This is a genomic window from Aureispira sp. CCB-E, from assembly GCF_031326345.1.
Classification (GTDB): Bacteria; Bacteroidota; Bacteroidia; order Chitinophagales; family Saprospiraceae; genus Aureispira.
Genome location: NZ_CP133671.1, coordinates 5,493,423 through 5,517,958, shown reverse-complemented (window position 1 = coordinate 5,517,958; position 24,536 = coordinate 5,493,423). Strand labels below are relative to the sequence as shown.

The window sequence follows — 24,536 nt, the reverse complement described above, 5'->3', positions numbered from 1 at the left end:
TTAATTTTTTTGCAAATGTTTTAACAATGCCAAGTCTTGTTCATTTTTAATGATAGCCCCAACCAATGGAATACGACCTTGTTGTTGTGCTTCTTTTAAACCATCTGCATTAATGTTGCCAACCATTAACAACTTAATCCAATCCAATAACTCACTCGTAGACGGTTTCTTTTTTAAACCTCGGATGTTTCGGATGGCATAGAATTGCTCCATTGCTTCGTGAACCAAACGCTGTTCCAAATTGGGATAGTGTACCTCAATGATTTGACTCAAAGTAGCTCGATCAGGAAAGGAGATATAATGGAAAAAACAACGTCTTAAAAAAGCATCTGGCAGTTCTTTTTCGTTATTCGATGAGATAATAACAATTGGGCGATGCTTGGCTTTAATGGTCTTGTTGAGTTCATAGCAGAAGAACTCCATTTTATCCAACTCTAGTAGTAAGTCGTTGGGGAACTCAATATCCGCCTTGTCGATTTCGTCAATTAATAAAACAACTCGCTCGTCTGCTTCAAAAGCCTCCCATAGTTTTCCTTTGATAATGTAGTTGGAAATGTCATGTACTTTTTCGTCTCCCAATTGAGAATCCCTCAACCTAGACACGGCATCATAGTCGTACAAACCTTGTTGTGCTTTGGTAGTCGATTTGATGTGCCAAGTAAAGAGTTGTTTATTCAATCCTTTAGCAATTTCGTGTGCCAATAATGTTTTTCCTGTTCCTGGTTCTCCTTTAATTAATAACGGTTTCTCCATAGCAATGGAAGCATTAACGGCTAATTGCAAATCTTTGGAGGCTATATAATGGTCAGTTCCTGTAAATTTCATGTGAATGGATGACTAGTTGTTAAATATAAAACACGAAGATAGTATTTTAGTTTTAAAAGGAGTCTTGATAAGGACTAATCTTGTTCTACATTACCTTCCATTTGTATCCATAATTGAGGGTAGTTTTTAGCATTACTATGAATCATGACACTAGAATTGAATTCGCTATCATCAATAGGACGCCACTTGAGGCAGATTTTAGTTTGTTCATTAGGTTTGAGTACCTTTTTTTTGATTTTAATTGTCGTACAATGGCAGCCCTCTTCCAATTTAGAAATTACCAAATCTTGATCGCCTGTGTTTATTAAAATCAAGGTTCTTTTAGTGATTTTTTTCGCTTTGAGAATACCAAAATCTAGCAGGGTGTATCCCTCGTCATTAATATCCATTTCAGCCAACTCTATATTTTGAGCAAGCGTGTACTGGAAGGAAAAGAGCAAAAAACAAAGTAAAAGTAATTTCATTGATTCAATAATTCGTTGAAGCGATGTAGTAGCAATTATGATTGATCGGCTAAAAATAATCAAGATTTAGGAGTTTGTTTGAGTGGTCTTGTGCGTAGGCAAGCAACCATGTACTAATTGTTCGTCAAAACGTTCTGGAAATTCCTCTACACCTGGAAAACCTAAGCGAATGTCACGACCTGAATAGGGGATATGATTGGTGCCAAAGATATAATCCCAACAACTCAATGTCAATCCAAAATTGACCCCATAGGGCTTATCTGCTGGCAAGTCGTAAGCGTGGTGCCAAATGTGCATTTCGGGACTGTTAAAAATATATTTGATAACAGGACTAAGGATAAATCCAAGACCTGCCGAAATACCTACAATTAGAAGAATGCCCAAGCCTGTTGCTTCAAAAGCAAAAAAAGCAGCAAAGAGTCCTATAAGGGTGCCAAAACCAATGCCTTTGACCCATTCAGGAAACTTAGCATTAGCGTGGTTGTAATGTCCTACAATGAGTGTGAAAATATGAATGATAAAAAAATCATTTAAGCCAATACCTATCAAAGCTAAGGGAAGATATTCTAGTGTTTTGTAAACAACATTTTCCATCCAGTGATAGCGCAAGTGGGCGGCAAAACCCATTTGTTCCACTGAATGATGAACTTTGTGAAACTCCCATAAAAAAGAACTTCTATGCAAAAGTCGATGGACCCACCATTGAACAAAATCACGGACAAAAAAGCCTAAGACCAAATGAGCCCAAATAGGCATGGCTTGGACTTCTATTGCTACTAAATTATTAATACCAATAGCTGCCAATGCATCGGTAAATAAATTAACGACAACATCAGATGCTGCATGAAAAATAATTAAAGAAAAAATAAAGAAGTTGAAAAACATATAGAAGGCATCTAACCAAAAATCCTTTCTGAATTTAGGCTGATTTTTGCGCCAAGGTGTCAGCAATTCTAACCCAAAAAAAACGAGCGATATTAGAATTAAAAGATAAAAGTAGTTTTGCCACAAAGGTTTATAGTCATAACTTAGTGTTATTTCACTGACTAAAAAATGGTAGTAACTAGCATAGGCTTCTTTAAGTATTTGTAAATAGTCACTCATGGTATTGGTGTTAATATGATCAAACACATCATTAGACAAAAAATGATGCTTAAAAGTAACGAAAATAAGTTAAAGAATTTGTCATTTTTCAATCATAGTAAGTAAGAGGTCAGAAAAAATAAGAACAAACAATGGGATTATTTTTTTGAACGATTACTTACTTCTTCTAATTGAAATTAATAAGGCTCTACTATCGACATATAAAAAACTCATACCTCTTTTGCGATCGGTAATGTTTGGTCATAACTCCATTCTATCCAAGAGCCATCATAGTTAGCAACATTAGGAAAGCCTAACAGTTTGTATAATACAAAAGTAGTATGTGCCGACCGAACGCCAGATTGGCAGTAAACGATAATTTTTTTATGCTTTGAGATATGTTTAAACAGTTTTGCTAAGTCTTTGTTGCTTTTAAAGCAATATTTGTTTTCGTAAGCAATCGTATGGGTATAATTGAGGTGTATGGCTTGAGGAATATGCCCTGCTCGAAAAGCATTTTTCTTTATTATTTTGCCAATAAATTCTTCTGTAGTACGACAGTCAAGGATGAGCGTATTGGTATCCGTTAAAGCATGAAGAAGATCTTGCTTAGTTGCTTTTAAGTGGGGTTGTTCGCTAGACGAAAAATGGAATACCTGAGGAATAAGAGAGGTTGAAGCTTGGGAGACAAACATTTTGGAAGCATTTTGAATGCCTCCATTTAACAAATAACTATTGAGGTGACCATAAGTGGTCAATATCCACCACAAACGAGCAGCATCTACATTGCCATTATCATCATAAAGAACGATTTTACTATCTGCTGTCGCTCCCAATGTCCCCATAAGTGCCTCTACATCTTCTTTTTCTAGCATCATTCCTTTGTACGGGTAATGAACACTTTCAATATCGGGTCTCCAGAGTTGCACGGCACCTTTAATGTGTCCTTTTTGATATAAACTATCTGGTCGTACATCTATAATAACAACAGATGTCGTTGTATCTTTTTGCCATGTAGCAAGTTGTTGATAGTTGATGATATTTTGATTTAGGGAATAAGTTGTTTCTACTACTGTTGTACTATCTGTGATAGGGATGGGCAGCTCTGTTGCTGTCTTTTTTTCGGCAGGAGAAGTACAAGAGAACAGAACAGCAACCCATGCCACCACCAAACAACATTTACAATTAAATTTGGTCATTGGTATTAATTTTAGTAGTTCGTTGATTAGTTCGCTACGCTCATGAGGGCGCAAGCTTAGTTTTTTACTTTTTTAGCTCGCTGCGCTCGTGAGATCGCAAGCTTAGTTACCAAAAAGATAAAAAAGCACATTTATATTAGTTTAGCTTCGCTGCTACTTCGTGGTACTTCATGAGTGCTGCGCAGTTGATAATCAAAATTTTAATATAAAACGCAACAAAGGTGCAATTTGCTGATTATTAAGCTAATAAAGTTTAGCTGCGCTGCTACTGCGTGGTTTCAACGAACTATTGTAATTTGTGTGTGATCAAAATTTGTACTTCGTGAAATGAATTAGTATGCTTTTCACGAAGCATTGCAAAATATTACTTCATCAGAAAACTAACTAACAAGGAAATGCATAGAGGGGCAAGACCTTGAAGCTAGAGCAGGTAATATTAATTCATTAGACAATCAACTCTGTATGAGTTCACTTGAATCGGGGGAGCATGGATCGAGAAGTTGAGCCGTTATTAAAATCTTTTTAATAACGTCATTCTCCGTTACTTTTTCAACGAAGTATTAACATTATCAAGATAGGATAATATATTTGGATAAAATACAATAAGAATAACTTTAAGTATATCGTAACATATTTTTTATAATTATTCGAAATAGCCTAATTTGTGAATTTCAAATAAACGAAAGGATGATTTTCAAAAAGCTCTGGGAAGAATGTGTTAAAGCGGCATATATTCGTATTAAAATTTAAACAAGAAGCCGCTCCTATTTTGATTCCTTATTGAATATTGTATATTTGTTAAGAGCCAAAATTTTTGTTGGTTTTAAGGAACTTTTTAGATAGTATTGCTATTGTATATGATAATAATACTATTAAGTGAAAGTTTTGAAAAAAATCCAATCAGTTTCTAATCAGAAGTTGATCCAATCTATACAAGAAAATTAAATAAGAATGAGTTACTTTCAAGGAGAAACCCCTGACAATTACGAGCAAAAATGTCTGTGTACTTTAGTTCTAGATACTTCTGGATCTATGAGTGGTGCAGCGATTCGAGAGCTAAATCGAGGCTTACAAGAATTTTATGCAGCGATAGAAGAAGATCTGATTGCCGCCAATCGTTTAGAGGTTGGAATTATTACATTTGGTAGTAGTATTAAAACAATCCAAGATCCTGCGTTGATTGATAATTTTGATATGCCAACGCTAACAGTAGCAGGGACTACTCGTTTGGTAGATGCTGTTCGGGAAGCGATGCGTAAAACAGAACAACGCAAGCAGTGGTATAAAGAAACAGGGCAGCCATATTATCGACCGATTATTGTTTTGATTACGGATGGTGAACCAGACAGAGATCAGGATGTAAAAGGTTTGTCTAGTGAAATTCAAAGTGCTGTAGATTCCAAAAAGTTTACTTTTTGGGGACTAGGGGTAAAAGGATTTAATCAACATGTATTGAATGAGATTTGTCCGAATTCTGCCCCAGCAATTCCATTAGCTGGATATAAATTTGCAGAATTCTTCAAGTGGTTGAGTAATAGTATTGGAATTATTACCAAATCCAAAGAAGGAGATAGCATTGAGTTGCCACCAGTAAGTGACTGGGCTCAAATGAAATTCTAGGGAACGCCTAAAAAAATAGAAACAATTGGATAGTGAAGCCCTGTCGCATCATTATCCTTTTGGTTTTTGCATTAGTTTGTTCTTGATAAGTAGTTAGCAACGCTGCCAACTACTACTTGATACTGATTGAAAACAAACTGTTAACAACAAAAAAATGTCTAGCAATAATAAGAATACAAATTGGGTTGTCGCTTATGCTTCTGTAATTGGAAATGGGCATGTTTTGATGAATTTGCCCTGTCAAGACAGTTGTGCCCATCAACGAATCAACGAAACGTGGGGAGTAGCTGTCGTTGCAGATGGTGCAGGATCTGCTAAGCATTCAGATATAGGATCGGATTTTGTAGCCCGAAATATGGCGCATTGTCTGGAAGAAATTGTTCAAAGAAATGGTTGGGATAGCGCAGAGAAAATGCCTTCTGAAGAAGTTTGGAGAGTAGAAGCATTAAAAGGATTGCAAATCGTTCGACAACGTTTGGAACAATTTGCTACTGCCAAGGCTTATAAAATACCAGATTTGGCATGTACTGTATTGGCTGTTTTGTATGCTCCTTTTGGCATTTTAACCACGCATATTGGAGATGGTCGAGCTGCTTATTCGGTCGAGCCAGGCAAATGGGAAGCATTGATAGAGCCGTTTAGGGGAAGCGAGGTAAATGAGACTGTTTTTATCACCTCTAATATCTGGACAACAGACGGTGTGGATTTATACATCGAAACGGGAGTTATTAAGAACGATATTCGAGCCTTTGCGTTGTTGAGCGATGGTTGTGAAAATGGCTCTTTTGAAGTCAATGTCTGGGACGAAGAAAAACAGAAGTACCATGACCCCAACCGTCCATACAATAAGTTTTTTGAACCGAACTTAAATGGAATGTTACAGCTTAAAAAAGAGCGAAAATCACAGGAAGAAATTAATGCTATTTGGGGGGGCTTTCTAAAAGATGGCAGCAAGCAATTTAAGCACGAAACAGATGATAAAACAATGATTTTAGGTGTTTATGCGCCTATAGTCGAAAAAAACATTCAACCCAAAAAAGAAGAAAATCTCTAGCATTGAGCGACTAATTTCCCATTAAAACTTATCAACTCCTAACGTGCCAAAACAACTGTACATAAAATCCATCAATCAAGCGGTTATCATAGAAGATAATCCATTTGCTTCAGGAGGAGAGGGAGAGTTGTTTAAAATCTTGCAACCGTTGGAGTTGAGCAATTGTGTAGCCAAAGTTTTTCATTTGAATAAACGAGATGCACAAAAAGAAGCGAAAATTGAGTACTTATTAGAGAATCCTCCCTTTTTTGAAGGTGCTTTAAACGAACAGCCGATTGTTTGGGTCAAGCACATGTTGTATGATGCCCAAGGCGATTTTGCAGGGTTTGTTATGCCGAAGGCAACAGGAGAGAAGTTGGAAATTTTGACATCTCCTAAATTACCCAAACATTTAGGGAAAGAATGGAAACGCTTTAAGTTAGGAGGTGATGAAGCCTTACGTTTGCGCTTAAAAGTTTGTTATAATTTGGCGGTAGCGTTAAGGATGGTGCATGCAACGGGAAAATATGTTTTGGTGGATTTAAAGCCAGACAATATTTTGATTAAAAGCAACGGAGTTGTTTCTATTGTAGACACTGATTCTATAGAAGTAGTGGAAAATGGTATGACTCTTTTCCCTGCTACTGTTGCGACCCCAGAATACACCCCTAATGAATATTACACAGGAACAAAGCCAGGAAAAGTTTTGATAGATCCTTCTTGGGATAATTTTAGTTTGGCTGTAATTTATTACCGCTTGTTGTTTGGGGTGCATCCTTATGCGGCAACCTCCAAAGCCCCTTATGATAATGTAAATGCTTTGGGTGATAAAATTAAGCATGGGTTGTTTGTGCATGATCCTAAATTGTCACAACAATTTACCGTTGTGCCGCCGCCTCATCGACGATTTGCCAAGATTGATCGGGATTTAAGAAAACTATTTATGGGCGCTTTTGTCAGTGGTTATGAAAATCCCAAATTGCGACCAACTGCCGAGGAATGGGGGCGAACTTTAGCCAATAATCCTTTGTTACTTACCAATCGACCACTACCTTCTAAAACATTGGAATTAAATAAAATCAATGAAAATAATTGGTTCGTAATGGCTTTAGAAAAGGCTCTAAAGGAGCAAAATTTATTAGCTCCATCCCAAAAGCAATCCACAGTTGCAGCACCTCAAATGACCTATTCTTTTGAAGCCGTTTGGAAAGAGGCGATGGAGAATTATAAGAAGGTAGGTCGAGTAATTGGACAGGTTTTTAAATATACCTTTCAGGTTTTGGCAGTAGTATTTGCTTTGTTTCTGATTGTTACCGTCTTAACAGGTGGCCCTTTGAGTGATATTGGATATGCAATTATGTCGGTTGGTAGTATTTTTGGCTTTATTTTAGGGTTAATTTTGGATATAGGTGGGTCGGGCTTGTTATTTTTGTTGTTGTTACTCCCATTTTTAGTAGCCAGTTTTCCAAAATTTTCGTCTGTTTTAAAAGATAGAACACAACAAACTCGAAAAAATCTAATTGGCAAGTTATCGTTTACAGAGGGGCAAAAACAGAGAAGCTTAGAAGAATTGCAATATACGTTGTACAATCAGCGTTCAAAAATTAAGCAACGTTTAAGAGAAATTCGCAACGAATTAATTGTTTGGTCGAAGGTTAAAGTAGACAAAGAAAAAGACTTTTTTCGAAAAAACACGGCAACTATTCTTGCTTCTAATCGGGATATTTCTTCTCAACTGAACGAAGAAAAAAAGGCTATTCAAGCACAAGACAAAAAAGCCAAATTATTGATGGAGGAAGAAGCTGCTGCCTTGAAACAGGCTCGACTAGATTATACCAAAATCTTAGAAAAACATCCTGTTTATGCTACATTGCAAGGCAAATCAGCTGCTCAAAAAATAGCTTTCCTAAACCAGCAATTAAATGCTCAACAACTCCTCAATGGTCCCAATCAACTGAATGCCCCTAAGGATTCTCTCGACATCCCTACAACGATTCAAGAGTTGAAGGCATTAGAGATAGAATTGAATGAAAAATTGAAAGAGATCAAAACAACCTTTGATAAGAAACACGCTGATTTATTGGGCAATGCGAACGAATACAAAATTCGAATAGAGGACTTGGTAAAAGAGTCGGTTGACACCATGCGTGAACGAACTAAGATAGATGCTAACTTAATGGATACTAGCTTTAGAAAACTCCTCAAAAGTATTCAAAAACTAGAAATTGAAATTCAGGATAAAGAAGATGAGTTGACGGAAATTAACCAAGAGATTAAAGTCTTAAAACAGGAACTTAAAACATATAAATGATATACCCATTTTGTAGGGGGTATATGGAACACACTAACTACATCTAATCATTTCCCTCATATACGCTACCTTTTCATCATGTAATCCTCTAAAAAAAGGGGGGGGCGTTGAAAATTATTAAAAAATCAACGGAGTATTAACAATTTAAACACAAAACCAAAGACTTGTATATTGTCATTTATTGATAAATTGTAATTCAAGATATAGGGAACTTCCTAAAAAAATGCTATCTTAAAGTTTACTTCAAAGTGTGCTTAGTGTTGTCTTTTAAAGATGAAACGGATAGATACACACAATCCAAATTTTCCCTTTGTTGTTGATGAATAGAAAATACTTCCATATCGTTTTTGTCTATTTATTTCTTTTGAATTGCTTATCGTCTAAAGTTTTGGCAACACATATGGTCGGTGGAGAAATAAATTATCGTTGCCTAGGAAATGATCAATATGAAATTATGGTTACCGTATTTCGAGATTGTGATACAGGGGTTCCATGGTTTGATAATCCTGCTTCGATAGGTGTATTTGACATCAACGACTCTTTAATTTATGATTTACGATTACAGTTAAGAAACAATGATACTTTGGATTTGAATTTAACAGATCCCTGTTTGGTAGCCCCACCCAATGTTTGCATTCACACGACAACATATTTAGACACGATTACCCTACCTTTTCGAGTTGGTGGTTATCAAATTGTTTACCAGCGTTGTTGCCGAAATCAAGATATTGTCAATATTGTAGCACCAACGTCGACAGGAGCCACCTATTCCTCTTATGTATCAGAAGAAGCCTTGTTAACGTGTAATAGTAGCGCTCGATTCATAGAATGGCCTCCAGTGTATATTTGTGCAGGAGTACCAATTGTGTATAACCATTCTGCTTTTGACCCCGATGGAGATTCTATTGTATATGAACTGTGTACCCCTTTTACAGGAGCTACGCCAAGTCAGTCAATGCCACAGCCTCCCAATAATCCACCGTATAATCCAGTTATTTGGCAGCCTCCTTACAGTGTCAACAATATGTTGGGAGGACCAGATTCTTTAAAAATAGACCCTTCGACAGGATTATTGACTGGAACACCAGATGTATTGGGCGTTTTTGTGGTTGGTGTTTGTGCCAGCGAATATAGAAATGGTGTTTTAATATCTACTACTCGGCGTGACTTTCAATATGTCGTAGGTGTATGTGGACGTTTGGTATCCTCAGCATTTTTTGCACCAGATATTCAATGTGATAATTCTTTGGTTGTTAATTTTCAAAACAACAGTGCTTCTTTAGGGACAGGCTTTGTTTGGTCGTTTGGGGACAACAATGCAACTTCTACTTTTTCTAATCCCGCTTATATTTATCCAGATACTGGACGATATACGGTTACTTTGATTGCTGATCCTGGAACTTTGTGTGCCGATACCTCTACCCAAGAAATTTATTTGCAATACGAATCTATTGATGCCGATTTTGATATAACAACAGCTAATTGTACAGATTCCTTCTTTTTGGATATTACTGATCTAACAATTGATAGCATCAGCAGTATTGTGCAATGGGATTGGGATTTTGGAAATGGCGATACCGACACCATTCCTTATCCTTCGACCGTTTATGATACGTCAGGGACCTATATTATTAACTTGAATGTTTTGGCTGCCAATGGCTGTACAGCGAGCTATGCAGATACCATAACGCTTGATTTGCCAGTTGTTTTTAGTGCCGATACGGTAGGAATTTGTGATGGGAATAGTTCTGTTGTTTTAAATCCAGGGGGCAATCCCAATCACGTCTATCAATGGTCACCAGCAGCAGGCTTGAGTAGTACAACCGTAGCGAGTCCTATTGCTAGTCCATCGGGACCAACGACTTATTTTGTTACCGTTGCAGTACCCAATGGCATAGATACCTGTGTCTTGGAACGTAGCATTACGGTTGTCTTACCTCCTCCGATTACACTAGATGTGATTCGAGATACGATTACCTGCCAAGATTCTATTTCAATTGTGGCAGTTAGTAATAATGCTCAAATAATTGAATGGACGACAGACCCTGCATTTAATACGATTTTATTTACAGGAGATAGTATTCGAATTCCTGTTACAACGGTGACACGGATTTTAGTACGTGCCACTGATTTTGCAGGCTGTTCTATTATTGATACGGTTGATATTATCAAAAGGAATACCCCGATTACAGTAGATTGGGCATATAGTTTGTTAACTTGCGATTCTACTTTTACCGTACAATTTGTTGATCAAACAACAGATTTGTCAGGAGGGAGTCTTGCCAGTTGGTCGTGGGATTTTGGAGATTCTAATGGGAGTGCCCAGCAAAACCCTGTACATAACTATCAACAGTCAGGAAGTTATATTGTTGCATTAGATGTTGTGACAATAGATGGTTGTATTGGACGTTTTGAGGATGTTGTTAATGTAACAATTCCTCAGTTAACCAATGGCGATACGGTTGGGATTTGTCAAGGCAATAGTTCTGTGCAACTGAACCCCAATGGAGATGCTAGTTTGCAGTATCTATGGTCACCAGCGGCAACACTGAGTAGTGCCACAGCTGTTAGTCCTATTGCAACACCCGTTATCCCAACAACTTATACCGTAACTATTACAGCCATAAATGGCAGCGATACCTGTGTCAATATAGAACAAGTACATGTTAACTTTCCGCCCCCTGTAACCGTAACCGTTCCACCGTTGACCGTATATTGTGGAAATACAGTTGATTTAGTAGCTTCTAGTCCTACAGCAATTTTTTATGAATGGGCAGGTGACCCTAGTTTTGGTACAATTATAGGTACAGGAAATCCTTATACGGCAACGCCAACGACATTTCCTTATGCAGGATACTATGTTCGAGCAACAGATCCTTATGGATGTACAGCAACAGCATTTGCTCTAGTAGAACAAAATCAAGTTCCTGTCAATGTGAATTTTGCTTATCAATCCTTGGGCTGTTCAGATACCATTGCCTTGCAATTTACAGACCTGACAGCAGACACAATCGTGAGTCCGATTGTGAGTTGGTTATGGACAACTTCAGATGGTCAGAGCTCTACGCAACAACATCCAACATTTGTCTTTACACAAAGTCAATTGACAACTGTTCGTCTTGAGGTTACCTTAGCAAATGGTTGTAGTGGAAGCTTGGAAGATACATTGACCTTAAATATTGCTTCTTTGACAACCGACTCTACGGTCGTTTTGTGCAATGGCGATTCTACCTTAGTTCTTAATCCGGGAGGCAATCCTAACTTAGATTACCAATGGTCGCCTGCGGCATTCTTGTCCAGTACGAGCGACGCTTCGCCAATAGCAAGTGTTCCTAGTACCCCTTTTACCTATACGGTAAGTGTCACAGGCTATAGTTCAATAGATACCTGTTTTGCAATTCATGATGTGACCGTCATTCAAGCGCCACCAATTAACATAGCGGTTCCAAAAGATACCGTAGTTTGTGGAAGTGTGTTTAATGTGATGGCGACAATTGATAATGCTACTCAGGTAGATTGGTCTTTTTCGCCTACCTTTAATCCGATAGCACTTTCAAACACCACCAATTTTTTTGTGGGCTTGCCCAATCCACCATTTAACTTATTGATCTATGTTCGAGCTACGGATCAATATGGGTGCACTGCAGAAGATACCGCTAAAATATATCGGCGAAACATACCAATTCCAACAAGTTTTATAACACAAATAAATGATTGTGACGATACCTTAGACGTTTCGTTTATTAATACAACTACTTTTCCTGCAGGAACTCAATTGCAAGGTTATGTTTGGAATTTTGGAAATGGATCAACAGCCTATACAACGAATGGCTTGGCTCAGTATCCTTCTAGTGGAACGCACATTGTTCGTTTAACGGCAACAGCAACCAACGGTTGTACAGGAACGTTTGTTGATACCTTAAATTATAATTTGCCTATTATCAACTCCAGCGATAGTATTGGTTTGTGTAATGTAGATTCCGTACAGTTGAATATTGGAGGAAATCCGAATTTGATTTATCAATGGGCTCCCGCAACAAGTTTGAATAATCCTACCATACCGAGTCCGATTGCTCGCCCCACAACGACAACTGCCTATACAGTAACGGTAACAGGAATTAACGATTTAGATACTTGTGTGTTGACTCATACTGTTGTTGTTGGTGTCGATAGTTTTATTTTTGATGTAATGGGAGATACTGTTTTGTGTTTGAATCAGGTGGAATTGAGTGTCAATGCTCCTAGTGCTACTGTTGTTGAATGGGCGTTGGATCGAAATTTTAATGCAATTATAGGAGTAGGAGCGACATTGGTGACAAATATAAATGATGCTAGGTGGTTCTATGTGCGAGGAGAAAATGGTTTTGGTTGTGAGGCGTTCGACTCTGTCTTTGTTAATTATAGAGGAAATGATATTCCCATTGACTTTAGCATGACGCCTGTAAATTGTGGCGATTCATTGGTTGTTCAATTTCAAGACATATCTGGAGACACACTTATTACTAATTGGAATTGGAATTTAGGGAATGGGCAAACATCTACGGTGCAAAATCCTATCGCAACTTATTTTATAGATTCTACTTATAACATTGATTTACAAATTCAAATAATAGGAAACTGTACAGGACGAATAAGCAAACAATTGACCGCACAAATTCCTGTTTTAGATGTTCCTAATAATAGCGTGGCGACATGTGGGAATGATTCTATTGTGCTGAACATTCAAACAAAACCTAATTTGATCTATGTTTGGTCGCCAAGTGCAGGACTGTCCGATTCTACAGTTGCTAATCCTACGGTTTTGCCAACAACAAATACGACTTATACTGTTCGAGTGTATGGGTACTCCAATTTTGGTGGGGTATTGGATACTTGTTGGCAAGAAGATTCTATTTTTGTAGCACTTCAACCTGCCCCTACCGTTCAAATTCAGGGTGATACCATATCTTGTGATACTAGTATTAATTTAGTAGCAAGCAGTTCTCAAATGATAAATTATGCTTGGTCAACAAGTAGAAATTTTCAGACTATTGTAGACAACGATGCTTTATTGACGGCAAGTTTGGTTGATGTATACAATAGTTTTTATGTGCAAGTACAGGATAGTTTTGGGTGTCGTGGTGTAGATTCTATTGTTGTTAGTCGTAGGGCGGTTGCTTTAGATTTGGATTCGATATATGCCAATTGTGGTGCAGATTCTCTTGCTTTGCAAGTGTTGAGTAATAATTTGGGGGATACATTAACCTATATTTGGACACCCAACAATATAATTCTTGCGGGACAAGGAACGGATAGTGTGCTTGTTGAAAGCAATACCGCAACTAGTTTGAAGGTGGTAGGGACGAATCAGTTCGGTTGTATAGATTCTGCGGAAACAACGATTCATATCGTATCTCCTTTGGGATTAAGTGTGCCTTTGGACACAATCTTATGCCAACCCAATATTACCTTAACTGCCAATGCTAGCCGAACGGCACAATATACTTGGGCTGATGATGCTACTTTTAACAACATTCTATCGCAAAATCCAAATTTGCAGACCAACGTTGTGAACAATCAACACGTTTACTATGTACAGGTAGAAGATACATTAGGATGTGTGCGTATGGATTCTGTACAAGTAGAATATTATCCTGTGGAGGTATTGTTGGATTCCGCAGCATTAATTTGTGAAACGGTACCAGTACAGCTTACAGTGATCAATTTAAATTTAAATGACAGTTTGACCTATCAATGGACACCTACTGGCACGATTGTTTCGGGACAAGGAACAGATAATATTTGGGTGGCTCCAACTAGTACGACCAGTTATTTTGTTGCCGCTCAAAATCAGTACGGCTGTATTACTACTGCTCAAACTATAGTTAATGTTGCATCAAGCAACCCTGCACTTTCTATTATTGCAAATCAGGACACCATACCCTCAGGAAGCGCAGTGCAGTTACTAGCAACACAACAAGCAGGATATACGTATAGTTGGAATAGCCATCCTACGTTGAGTGGAGATACTATTTTTAATCCAATTGCAACACCAGAAGAAACAACAACGTATTATTTGACGGTAACAGATGCTTTAGGATGTCGGACAAAAGATTCTATAATTATCCATGTTGCTTTGCCAATTTGTGAGGAACCTAATATATTTGTTCCAAATGCTTTTTCACCAGATGGCGATGGTTATAATGATGTTATTTATGTCGAAGGAAATATAATTACGGAGATACGTTTTATGATATATAATCGTTGGGGGGAACAAGTTTTTGAGTCCACGGATAAAAATATGGGGTGGAATGGCAAGTTTAAAGGAAAAGATTGTCCGCCAGATGTATACGGGTATTATATGCGGTGTCGATGTTTGGATGGTAATGAATTGATAAAAAAAGGAAATATAACTTTATTGAGATAATATATTCGTTTGCTGAAAAATCGTATTAGATTAATAATCGGCTCTATAAAACTTCAAAATAAATTATTAGCAAAAAGTATCCACTTAATTTTATAAAACAAAATAAGCCTGAATCAGTTTTAACATGAGAAGAAACGTAAGTCATTTATTTTTAGTTGTTGTATTACTTACATTAACCAATGTCTTAAAAGCACAATGTACAGAAGAGGCAATCAATATGCCTACTAATTGGGAATCTAATGCTGGATTGGAAGAACCGAAAACATTGGTCTTAGAAACGACAGGAATTAAAGAGTTAAAATTATTACTATACACCCGTCGAGGAACAAAAATTTTTGAATCTAGTTCTTCTGTTTTGGGAGCTTCTAACGAAACAATAAAAATGTTAGATACAGGTTGGGATGGAACTAAACTGGGAAAAACCTTAAGAGCAGGTTTGTATGTTTATACCATAGAAGCGCAGTGTGTAGATAAAAGCATAATTCACAAAACAGGTCAAATTGTTCTGACTGTAAAGTCATAAGAATGAATTTGTTGAGTGTAAACAGAACATTCGATGAAAAGAAAGGCTGAAAGAGGCTCTTTAGTTCGTCTGAATAATAACAGTCAATACTACAGTTGGTGCGATAGGAAAAGTGTATCTATATCTATTTGTTGAAACTGTTGATAAAAACTATAACATGATGAAGCACATTTATTTATTTATTTTGGCAATTCTCATCGGTCCATCTTTATCTGCACAAGATATTCATTGGTCTCAATTTGAGTATGCCCCGTTGAATCTTAATGCCGCACACACGGGTTTGTTTAATGGAGATTATCGTTTAGTGGGAAATTACAGAAGCCAATGGTTTGATGTGCCTGTAAGTTACCGAACAGTTTCTTTAACCTTTGATGCACATTTGTTGCCTTATCAATTGGAGAATGATGTATGGGGAGTTGGACTCACTTTTAACCACGATCAAGCAGGGGATGGACAATTGAGTTTGTTAAATGTCATGCTGTCAACCGCTTATACCAAACGAATTACAAAGCATTTTTTCATTGGTGCAGGGGTACAGTTAGGGTACAACAACCGTCGTTATAATCTACAAAAGCTAACATTCAACGATCAATTTAACGGCGATGTTTACGATCCTAATTTGGTTTCGTATGATCAAACTAAATTTGCAGGAAAAACAAACATCAACTATTTTGATATTAATGCGGGGTTAAACTTTCGATATCAATCTAGTAACCGAATGTGGGTAAACTTAGGTGGAGGCGTTTTTCACTTGACTCGACCCAATATGTCTTTCCTCGGAGTAGATGGCGTTTTATTGCCAATTCGTTGGAATGTTATGGCTAATGCTTCCATTCAGGTATCTCAGCGTATTGATATTATGCCAAGTGTTATTTTTCAACGCCAACTTAATTATCAAGAAATTGTATATGGAGCAAGTTTGCGTTATCACTTTAATGTAAATCCTGGACGAGAAACGTCAGGTGAAATAGGTATCATGCACCGTTGGGACGATGCGATCATTGCGCGAATTGGGTTTGCTTACCAGCAATGGCATGTCGGGCTAAGTTATGATATCAATGTATCAGGATTTGAAGCTGCTACTAGAAATAACGGTGGCTATGAATTATCTGTTGTATATATTTGGAGTAAAGTACCTTCATTGGGATCAGTCAAAACCTGTCCAATTTTTTAGAAAAATTAAACTCAGAACGTTAAGAGAATTTTACATGGAAAATCGCTCAAATTTATTCGCATCCCTATCTTGTTTGACAGTTGTATGTTTATTACTATTACCCTTTGTTTCTCTACAAGCACAAAATCTAAAAGCGTATGAGAAAGCCGCAGATGATGCTTTTGCTAAGAAAGAATATTATAATGCAATGCATTATTATGATATTGTTTTGAGATCAAAAAAAACACCAGGTGTTTATTACAAATATGCAGAGGCTTGTCGATTGTCTTATGCCTATGATGTGGCAGAAGAAGCCTACAAAAAGGTAATTGATAGCAAGGATAAAAGCCGTTATCCAATGGTAGAGTATTACTATGGGGTAACACTCAAGCACAATGCAAAATACTCTGAGGCAAAACGGGCTTTTAAATACTTTTTAGATCGTTATAAAAAAGATAACTTTTATAAAGCTAAAGCAGAACAGGAAATGAAATCTTGTGACTTTGCCAAAAAGCTTGTTCAACAACCAATTCCTGAAAGTGAGTTGGAGTTTACGCATCTTAGTGAGCATGTTAATACCAAGTATTCTGATTTTGGAGCACACGAAATAGATAGCGTGTTGTATTATTCTTCGTTGCGATTTGATCGAAAAAGAGAAAAAGGTGAGAAGAAAGACAAGGATTTGAATAAGCCTCTCATTTCTAAAATACTGACTACACCTGATCACACAAAAGAGAAAGGAAAAGAACAAAAAGATTTAAACTTGCCTTCAGAACATTCTGCTAATTCAGCTTTGAGTCACGATGGCAACTACCTTTATTTTACGAGATGCTCTGGCAAACGTTCTGATAGTTTGCGTTGTGAAATTTATAGAAGTGAAAAATTAGCAGATGGAAAATGGTCTGCACCAGAACGGTTACCGAATCCAATTAATTCAAACAGTTCAACAACAACACATCCTAATTTGGCTTGGGATCAAACGACGCAATCCGAATGGCTGTATTTTTCTTCTGATAGAGCTGGTGGGCAAGGAGGAATGGATATTTGGCGGGTTGAGTTAAAAGATGATTTATCGAGTTCTGAACCTTATAATTTAGGCGCTGTGGTTAACTCTATAGATGCAGAAGTAACACCTTATTTTAGTACCAAAGAAAATCGCCTTTATTTTGCTTCTCGTTGGCATTTAGGTTTGGGTGGTTATGATATTTTTTCTAGTGATTATAACTCTAATAATGAGTGGTCAGTTCCTGTTAATCTTGGAATTCCTTATAATTCGGCAGCAAACGATTTGTACTATGTTCGCAATGCCAATGATACAACAGGATACATTGCCAGTAATCGAGATGGCTCACGCTCCTTAACAAAAGAAGCTTGTTGTAATGATATTTATCACTATGCTTATTTAAAAGCTTCTCCACCAGATACGATTCCTGATATTGTTAAAGTGGATACTCCAAAAGTAGATACACCAGATGTTGTGATTGTACCGCCTCCAGTAGATACACCAGATGTAGTCACTGTGCCTGTTGATACGCCTGATATTGTAGAAGTACCCGTTGAAGTTCCTCCTGTGTCAGAACCTACACCAGATGTGGTACAAGAATTGGATGACTTATTACCTCTGAGTTTGTATTTTCACAATGATGAACCAGACTCTAATGTTACAGTAAAATTTACCAATACTCCTTATGAAGAGAGTTATGCTTATTATACTAGTTTGATAGAGGAGTATAAAAGAGAGTATAGCCAGCAATTTGGTCCAGAGCGTGCCGCAGCGGAACAAGGAGTTGTACAGCAATTTTTTGATGATAAGGTTCGAGGCGAGTATAATCGTACGCAAGAATTCTTTGACCGCTTGTTAGAGGTGTTAGAAAAAGGAGCGAAGTTAAAGCTTTATATAAGGGGGTATACAAGCCCTAAAGCAGAAAAAAAATACAATATAGCATTGGCAAACCGTCGTGTTTCTAGTTTGCGAAATTTTATGATGGGTTATAAAAATGGTGCTTTTAAAAAATATGTTAACCAAAAGGATCTTATTATAAAAGAAGCTATGTTAGGAGAATCACTTGTACCTAAAGGAGTTAGTGATGATCATAAAGATCCTGCCAATTCTATTTATAGTGTAGCAGCGTCTCAAGAACGAAAAGCAGAAATCTCGGTATTGGTTCGGCAGTAAAAATTATTGTTAGATAATTGTAAAAAAATAACAGTCCATTGCAACTTCTTGCAATGGACTGTTGTCGTGTTAGTGTATAGGGGATTTAGAATTTTATTTTGTAAAGCCTCTAAATCGTATTCGTTTTTTTGAGAATATGGGAGTTAAACAACAAATTATTATGAGTTTTGTATGAATATATGAAATAGTATTCATGTAAAGTTAGCTTTAATTTGGTCAGAAAATAAAAAACGGCTACTTTTACAAAGTCACCAAAATCAATAAAAAAACTCAGATTTTAAATCTGAAATTTTAATCATTTTAATCATATTTTATTACAGCAAATTTTTACCCCTTCAGTCTATAAACGACTGTATCAAAACGTTTAATCATGAAATACATTTTCAGTTTACTTTTGTTGTTGAGTTTTTCTTATGCAGCATCAAGTCAGTGTACTTATGTGATTGATTTGCAAGATTCTTTTGGTGATGGGTGGAATGGTGCAAGCTTAGATGTGGACATTAATGGTACCTTCTTTGCTAATTACACCTTGCCCAACGGTTCTTCAAGTCAAGTCACTTTTAATGCTAACAATTTAGATGTGGTCACTTTCACCTACAATTCGGGGACGTTTGATGGTGAGGTTACCTATCAAATTTCGAGTAGTGGTGCACAATTGTTTGCAGATGGCCCCAACCCATTTGTAGGTCTTGCTTTCACACATCAGTGTGGTGGTTGCGACCCTGCTGGAAACCTGACAACGACCAATATCACAGCGACAACCGTAGATGTTGGATGGACACCCGCAGGAGGAAATCCTACCAATTGGATTATTGAGTATGGCTTGACTGGCTTCTCGCCAGGTACAGGAACCTCGATTACTACTGCAACCAATCCGTTGCCTTTAACAGGTCTTACACCAGGTTCTACTTATGATTTTTATGTATCTAGTATCTGTAGTTCAGGAGATACAAGTTTACAGACAGGACCTGCAACTTTTTCTACATTATGTTTGCCTGTTACTGTTTTTCCATTCTGGGAAGGATTTAATTCTAATTCACCAACACAAAATTGTTGGACAGTAATTGATAACAATGGAGATGGTGATGAATGGGATATGGATTACACCTTTAATCCTTTTGAGGGAGATGAGTGTGCTATAATCCGAACAGATTTTAATAATGGTAATAATGATGATTATTTAATATCTCCACAAATTACTTTGACAGGTGGAGAAAGGTTAAGATTTAAACATCGTTGTAACTCTACTTTCGAACCGAATGATTTTAGAGTTTTAGTATCAACAACTGGAATTGCACCAGCTGATTTTACCAATGTTATTTTAGTAGATACTTCCTCTGCTACTGCTTACGAAGAAGTTGTGCTTGATTTATCGGCATTTACTGGAAATGCTTTTATTGCATTCCATATTCCTAACGGAGGTTTGGATGGCTGGATTTTGTACATTGACGATGTTATGATCGAACATCCTACCATTAATGATGCTGGTGTGAGCGCATTGGTTCAACCTATTATTCCTCATTCAGGAGGTTTTACGCCTGTAGAAGTAGAGGTAACAAACTTTGGTCTTGATCCTTTGAATTCCTTTACCGTAGAGTGGGAAATAGCAGGTGTTGCACAGCCTTCTGTAGCTTATACAGGAGCTTCTATTGCACCAGGAGACAATGCTAATGTATTATTGGCAAATTTAAACTTGCCTTCTTCTGCATTAGATTTGAAGTTTTGGACAACCATGCCGAATGGTCAGATTGATGAGGCGTTTACAAATGATACCTTAGATCTTGATCTTTGCTCTGGATTATCGGGAACATATTCTGTTGGACATCCAACATCTGATTTCCCTACTATAACAGATGCTATGAGTGCATTGATGAATTGTGGAGTAGGAGGTCCTGTTACTATGGAATTCCAACCAGGAACGTATACTGGTCCATGGACTATTAATAAAATTCCAGGAACAAGTGCCGCCAACACGGTAACGTTTGATGGATTAGATGCTTCTAGTGCTATCTTGACACACGATGGATTAGGGTTTAATAGAGCAGCAACTCTTCTTTTGGATGGAGCAGAATATTTCACAATGAAAAACTTTACTATTGAGAATACTGGTGCCAATGCTGCATACGGTGTTTTATTGACCAACAATGCTCAATACAATACAATAGAAGAAAATAATATCTATGTATCTACAAATGCTGGGTTGACAAATGTAGTGGCTGTTTTGGCTTCTGCTAGTTACTCTAGTAGTACAGGTGTCTCAACAGAAGGAAATAATGCTAACTGGAATACCATCCAAAATAATGATATTGCTGGAGGGGTTGCAGGAATTATCCTAGAAGGAGGAGAGCGTGATTCGTTGAACATCGGAAATAAAATTATTGGAAATAGAATTCACGATGCGGAAGATTATGGAATTTATGTAGATGAGCAAGATAGTCTTGTTGTGAATGGAAACAAAGTATACGATATCACAGGTAGTGGTAGCGATGCAATGATGTTGTTTGATATTTCTAATTATGAGGTGATGGGAAATGAAGTAACCTCTAATGATTATGGTATTGCTATTTTTGGTGGTTTTAACGATCCTTGTAGAAATGGAGTTATTGTCAACAATATGGTAGAGTCAAATGACGAGGCACTTTACCTTAGAGATGCTCGATTGATACAAGTTTATCACAATAATTTGTCTGGTAATCGTACGTTCTTTTTGGATAATCATATCAATATTGATATACGTAATAATATCATGGTTACTTCTTCAGGAGAGTGTTTCTTTACATTTGACCCTGTAAGTTTAGCAGCAATGGACCATAATATGTATTATATCAGTGGTTCTGGAAATGCTGTTCGATTTGGTACCAATACCTATACTACCTTAGCAGATTGGCAAGCGGCACCATTGGGGTATGATGCTAATAGTGTTTCAGGAAACCCTGGTTTTGTAAATGGATTACACGTAACGAGTGCTTTGCCTGTTGATGCAGCCGACCCTGCATTGTCTTTCCCTGTTACTGTAGATTTTGATGGTGAAATGCGCCCAATGGGACCAACACCAGATATCGGAGCAGATGAGCATATTGTTATTGCTAATGATGCTATGGCGGTAGGTTTATTAGAACCTAAAGGCTGTGGTAGCTTGAGTGCAGATGTTATCATTCAAATTGCAAATTTAGGTTCTAACGACCTTGTTAGTACACCAATTACTGTAAATGTATCAGGAGCAGCAACGGCAACTTTTAGTTTTACACAACCACTAATTGTATCAGGAACGACAGCTCAAATAAATGTAGGAGCATTAAATACTAACGCAGGAGGTACATTTAACTTTGAAATTATTGTATCCTCTTCTGTAGATAGCAACCCAACAAACGATACATTGCTAGTTTCAACAACTATTTTACCAAGTAATCAAGTTGCCTTGACAATGACTGGAGACAATATCGTTTGTGAGAATAGAAGAGGTGTTGTTGCAGCAACAGCAAGTTATGCACCAGCTACTATTTTATGGTACGATGCTCCAACAGGTGGTAACCTAGTTCATATTGGACCAACCTTTACAACAGCACCATTGGATTCAGCAGTGATGTATTATGCAGCAATACAAGGGTGTAATTCTCCAAGAGCAATGGCAACAATTGATGTTGATACGAACGGAATTAACATTGATTTGGGAGCAGATCAAACTATTTGTGGAGGCTCTGCGGCTACCATTACACCAACAATCACGGTTTCAACAGCTACTTCTCTGATTTGGTCAGATGGTTCACAGTCAGCATTTTTGAATCCTACTGTGGCAGGACAATATTGGGCAACTGTAGTGAATGCGAATGGTTGTACAGATACTGATACAATTGATTTAACAGTATCTCCAATTCCAACTATCGCAGAGACAATAACGAATGTATCTTGTGGTGGTGCGGCAGATGGTGCGATCAATTTAGCCGTATCTGGTGGAACAGGTCCTTATACTTACGAGTGGAGTAATACGACAACTGCATCTAATTTGACGGGTGTTTCTGGAGGAACTTACAATGTAACAGTTACGGATAATGGAACGGCTTCTAACTGTGCTTACGTGACGAGCTTCCAAATAACAGAGCCAGCAGCTTTATCTGTAAATGTGAATACAACGGGTGTGGCTTGTAATGGAAATGACGGTACTGTAGATATTACTGTACAAGGAGGAACACCAAACTATAGTTACAATTGGTCTACTTCTGCGACTACGGAAGATTTGAGCAATGCCCCAGCAGGGACGCACACGGTGTCTATCACTGATGCGAACGGTTGTCAAATAACAGAAACCGCAACCATCGCAGCAACAACACCAATTAATGTTACCATAGATACGATTTATGCGGAAATTATGGCGATAGCAGGAGGAGTAGATATTACAGCAACTGGAGGTAGTGGTACTTTCCAATATGTATGGAATACAGGAGCAACAACAGAGGACATTAGTGGATTGGTAGCAGGAACATACGATGTGACGATAACAGATGCTAGCACAGGTTGTCAGCAAGTTGTAACAGGAATAGTAGTTCCTTATCAATTGCCTGATTTTGTCAATACAATTCCAGCATTGGATTTATTCAAATTGTATCCAAACCCAACAGAAGGGCGTGTATTTGTTAACTTAGTGTTGGCAGAAACAACAGATGTACAATTGAGTATCATGAGTATTACAGGTCAAGTATTACAATCCTTTGAGCCCCAAGAAAGTTTGGAGCAAAACTACGAGATTGACATGACGGATTATCCTTCAGGAGTGTACTTAGCAAGATTTGTGATAGACAACAAGGTTATTACAGAAAAGATTATAGTGGAATAATTGGTGGTATAACCAAACACTAGATCAAAATAAATTAAAATGGGAGATGTCTTTTGGGCATCTCCTTTTTCTTTTGACAAAGAATTGAAGCTAGTAATCGTAATGCCTTTGGTGTTTTATTAAAACAAGTCTGTGGAAAATCTGTTATATAAGTAATCATTCATAAATCACTAATAAAATAGAAAACAATCAAAATGAAAAAAGTATTATTCATTCTAACAAGTCACGATGAACTAGGGGATACAGGCAAAAAAACGGGTTTTTGGGTAGAGGAGTTTGCTAGCCCATACTACTTTTTGAAAGATAAGGGAGTAGAAATAACATTGGCTTCGCCAAAGGGAGGACAACCTCCAATTGACCCCAAAAGCAAAGAACCAAGTGCCCAAACTTCTGCTACCAAACGTTTTAATGAGGATTCTCAAACGCAAGAAGCATTGGCAAATACCTTGAAGCTAGAAACAATTGACCAAAAAGATTATGATGCTGTATTTTTTCCTGGAGGACATGGTCCATTGTGGGATTTGGCTGAAAACAAGAACTCAATTGCTTTGATTGAAGCATTTTATAATAATAATAAGCCAGTAGCAGCAGTTTGTCATGCTCCTGCTGTTTTTAAACATACACAGAACGAAGCAGGAGAACCACTAGTAAAAGGAAAAAAAGTAACAGGCTTTAGCAATTCAGAAGAAAAAGCAGTTGAATTGACAGAGGTAGTGCCTTTCTTAGTAGAGGAAATGCTAGAAAAAAATGGGGGGCAATATTCTAAAAAAGAAGATTGGAAACCTTATGCCTTAGAAGATGGCTTGCTCATTACAGGGCAAAATCCTGCTTCTTCAGAATTAGTAGCAGAGCTACTGTTGGCAAAGTTGAACTAAAACAAGGTACGACAAGTATATGGCGTTGCTCTATAGG

Annotated in this window: 13 protein-coding genes; 9 read left to right on the top strand and 4 right to left on the bottom strand. The window is 37.4% G+C overall.

Annotated elements, in window-relative coordinates; translation table 11 throughout:
• The 4 genes from QP953_RS21565 to QP953_RS21550 all read right to left on the bottom strand — a co-directional run bounded on the left by QP953_RS21565 (nt 1) and on the right by QP953_RS21550 (nt 3,571).
• A complete protein-coding gene (locus tag QP953_RS21565) occupies nt 1–825 on the bottom strand; it encodes a MoxR family ATPase (protein WP_052592390.1) in 825 nt (274 codons plus the stop codon).
• 74 nt (nt 826–899) lie between these two features.
• Nucleotides 900–1,289 carry a DUF1573 domain-containing protein gene (locus QP953_RS21560; protein WP_309552930.1) on the bottom strand — a complete coding sequence of 130 codons (390 nt, stop codon included), beginning with the start codon at nt 1,287–1,289 and terminating at the stop codon, nt 900–902.
• Between the two features lie 66 nt (nt 1,290–1,355).
• Nucleotides 1,356–2,393, bottom strand: a complete 1,038-nt coding sequence (locus QP953_RS21555; RefSeq protein ID WP_052592386.1) for a sterol desaturase family protein — start codon at nt 2,391–2,393, stop codon at nt 1,356–1,358.
• 209 nt (nt 2,394–2,602) lie between these two features.
• The gene (locus QP953_RS21550; protein WP_309552929.1) at nt 2,603–3,571 is read right to left on the bottom strand and encodes a sulfurtransferase; all 969 of its coding nucleotides are present in this window, start codon (nt 3,569–3,571) and stop codon (nt 2,603–2,605) included.
• Between the two features lie 951 nt (nt 3,572–4,522).
• Here QP953_RS21550 and QP953_RS21545 point away from each other — a divergent pair.
• The 9 genes from QP953_RS21545 (at nt 4,523) to QP953_RS21505 (ending at nt 24,499) form a co-directional block, all read left to right on the top strand.
• Complete coding sequence (locus QP953_RS21545; RefSeq protein ID WP_052592381.1) at nt 4,523–5,191, top strand: VWA domain-containing protein; 669 nt, start codon at nt 4,523–4,525, stop codon at nt 5,189–5,191.
• Nucleotides 5,192–5,345: 154 nt separating this feature from the next.
• Nucleotides 5,346–6,245: a PP2C family serine/threonine-protein phosphatase gene (locus QP953_RS21540; protein ID WP_052592379.1), complete on the top strand. Its 900-nt coding sequence runs from the start codon at nt 5,346–5,348 to the stop codon at nt 6,243–6,245.
• 43 nt (nt 6,246–6,288) lie between these two features.
• Nucleotides 6,289–8,535 carry a protein kinase domain-containing protein gene (locus QP953_RS21535; RefSeq protein ID WP_309552928.1) on the top strand — a complete coding sequence of 749 codons (2,247 nt, stop codon included), beginning with the start codon at nt 6,289–6,291 and terminating at the stop codon, nt 8,533–8,535.
• Between the two features lie 388 nt (nt 8,536–8,923).
• A complete protein-coding gene (locus tag QP953_RS21530; RefSeq protein ID WP_309552927.1) occupies nt 8,924–14,941 on the top strand; it encodes a PKD domain-containing protein in 6,018 nt (2,005 codons plus the stop codon).
• 124 nt (nt 14,942–15,065) lie between these two features.
• Nucleotides 15,066–15,464 (top strand): hypothetical protein, encoded by a 399-nt coding sequence (locus QP953_RS21525; protein WP_052592373.1) that lies wholly within the window; start codon nt 15,066–15,068, stop codon nt 15,462–15,464.
• Nucleotides 15,465–15,621: 157 nt separating this feature from the next.
• Nucleotides 15,622–16,638 (top strand): PorP/SprF family type IX secretion system membrane protein, encoded by a 1,017-nt coding sequence (locus tag QP953_RS21520; RefSeq protein ID WP_309552926.1) that lies wholly within the window; start codon nt 15,622–15,624, stop codon nt 16,636–16,638.
• Between the two features lie 34 nt (nt 16,639–16,672).
• Nucleotides 16,673–18,793, top strand: a complete 2,121-nt coding sequence (locus QP953_RS21515; protein WP_052592369.1) for a PD40 domain-containing protein — start codon at nt 16,673–16,675, stop codon at nt 18,791–18,793.
• Between the two features lie 370 nt (nt 18,794–19,163).
• Entirely contained in the window at nt 19,164–23,624 is a 4,461-nt protein-coding gene (locus tag QP953_RS21510; RefSeq protein WP_309552925.1) for a T9SS-dependent choice-of-anchor J family protein, read from the top strand.
• Nucleotides 23,625–23,818: 194 nt separating this feature from the next.
• Entirely contained in the window at nt 23,819–24,499 is a 681-nt protein-coding gene (locus QP953_RS21505; RefSeq protein ID WP_052600342.1) for a type 1 glutamine amidotransferase domain-containing protein, read from the top strand.
• Nucleotides 24,500–24,536: the final 37 nt, after the last annotated feature.

What these genes read in the sequence shown, in the direction of transcription:
- QP953_RS21555 (WP_052592386.1), bottom strand. Translation starts at nt 2,393, where the DNA reads ATGAGTGACTATTTACAAATACTTAAAGAAGCCTATGCTAGTTACTAC.
- QP953_RS21545 (WP_052592381.1), top strand. Translation starts at nt 4,523, where the DNA reads ATGAGTTACTTTCAAGGAGAAACCCCTGACAATTACGAGCAAAAATGT.
- QP953_RS21550 (WP_309552929.1), bottom strand. Translation starts at nt 3,571, where the DNA reads ATGACCAAATTTAATTGTAAATGTTGTTTGGTGGTGGCATGGGTTGCT.
- QP953_RS21565 (WP_052592390.1), bottom strand. Translation starts at nt 825, where the DNA reads ATGAAATTTACAGGAACTGACCATTATATAGCCTCCAAAGATTTGCAA.
- QP953_RS21540 (WP_052592379.1), top strand. Translation starts at nt 5,346, where the DNA reads ATGTCTAGCAATAATAAGAATACAAATTGGGTTGTCGCTTATGCTTCT.
- QP953_RS21525 (WP_052592373.1), top strand. Translation starts at nt 15,066, where the DNA reads ATGAGAAGAAACGTAAGTCATTTATTTTTAGTTGTTGTATTACTTACA.
- QP953_RS21560 (WP_309552930.1), bottom strand. Translation starts at nt 1,289, where the DNA reads ATGAAATTACTTTTACTTTGTTTTTTGCTCTTTTCCTTCCAGTACACG.
- QP953_RS21515 (WP_052592369.1), top strand. Translation starts at nt 16,673, where the DNA reads ATGGAAAATCGCTCAAATTTATTCGCATCCCTATCTTGTTTGACAGTT.
- QP953_RS21505 (WP_052600342.1), top strand. Translation starts at nt 23,819, where the DNA reads ATGAAAAAAGTATTATTCATTCTAACAAGTCACGATGAACTAGGGGAT.
- QP953_RS21520 (WP_309552926.1), top strand. Translation starts at nt 15,622, where the DNA reads ATGATGAAGCACATTTATTTATTTATTTTGGCAATTCTCATCGGTCCA.
- QP953_RS21510 (WP_309552925.1), top strand. Translation starts at nt 19,164, where the DNA reads ATGAAATACATTTTCAGTTTACTTTTGTTGTTGAGTTTTTCTTATGCA.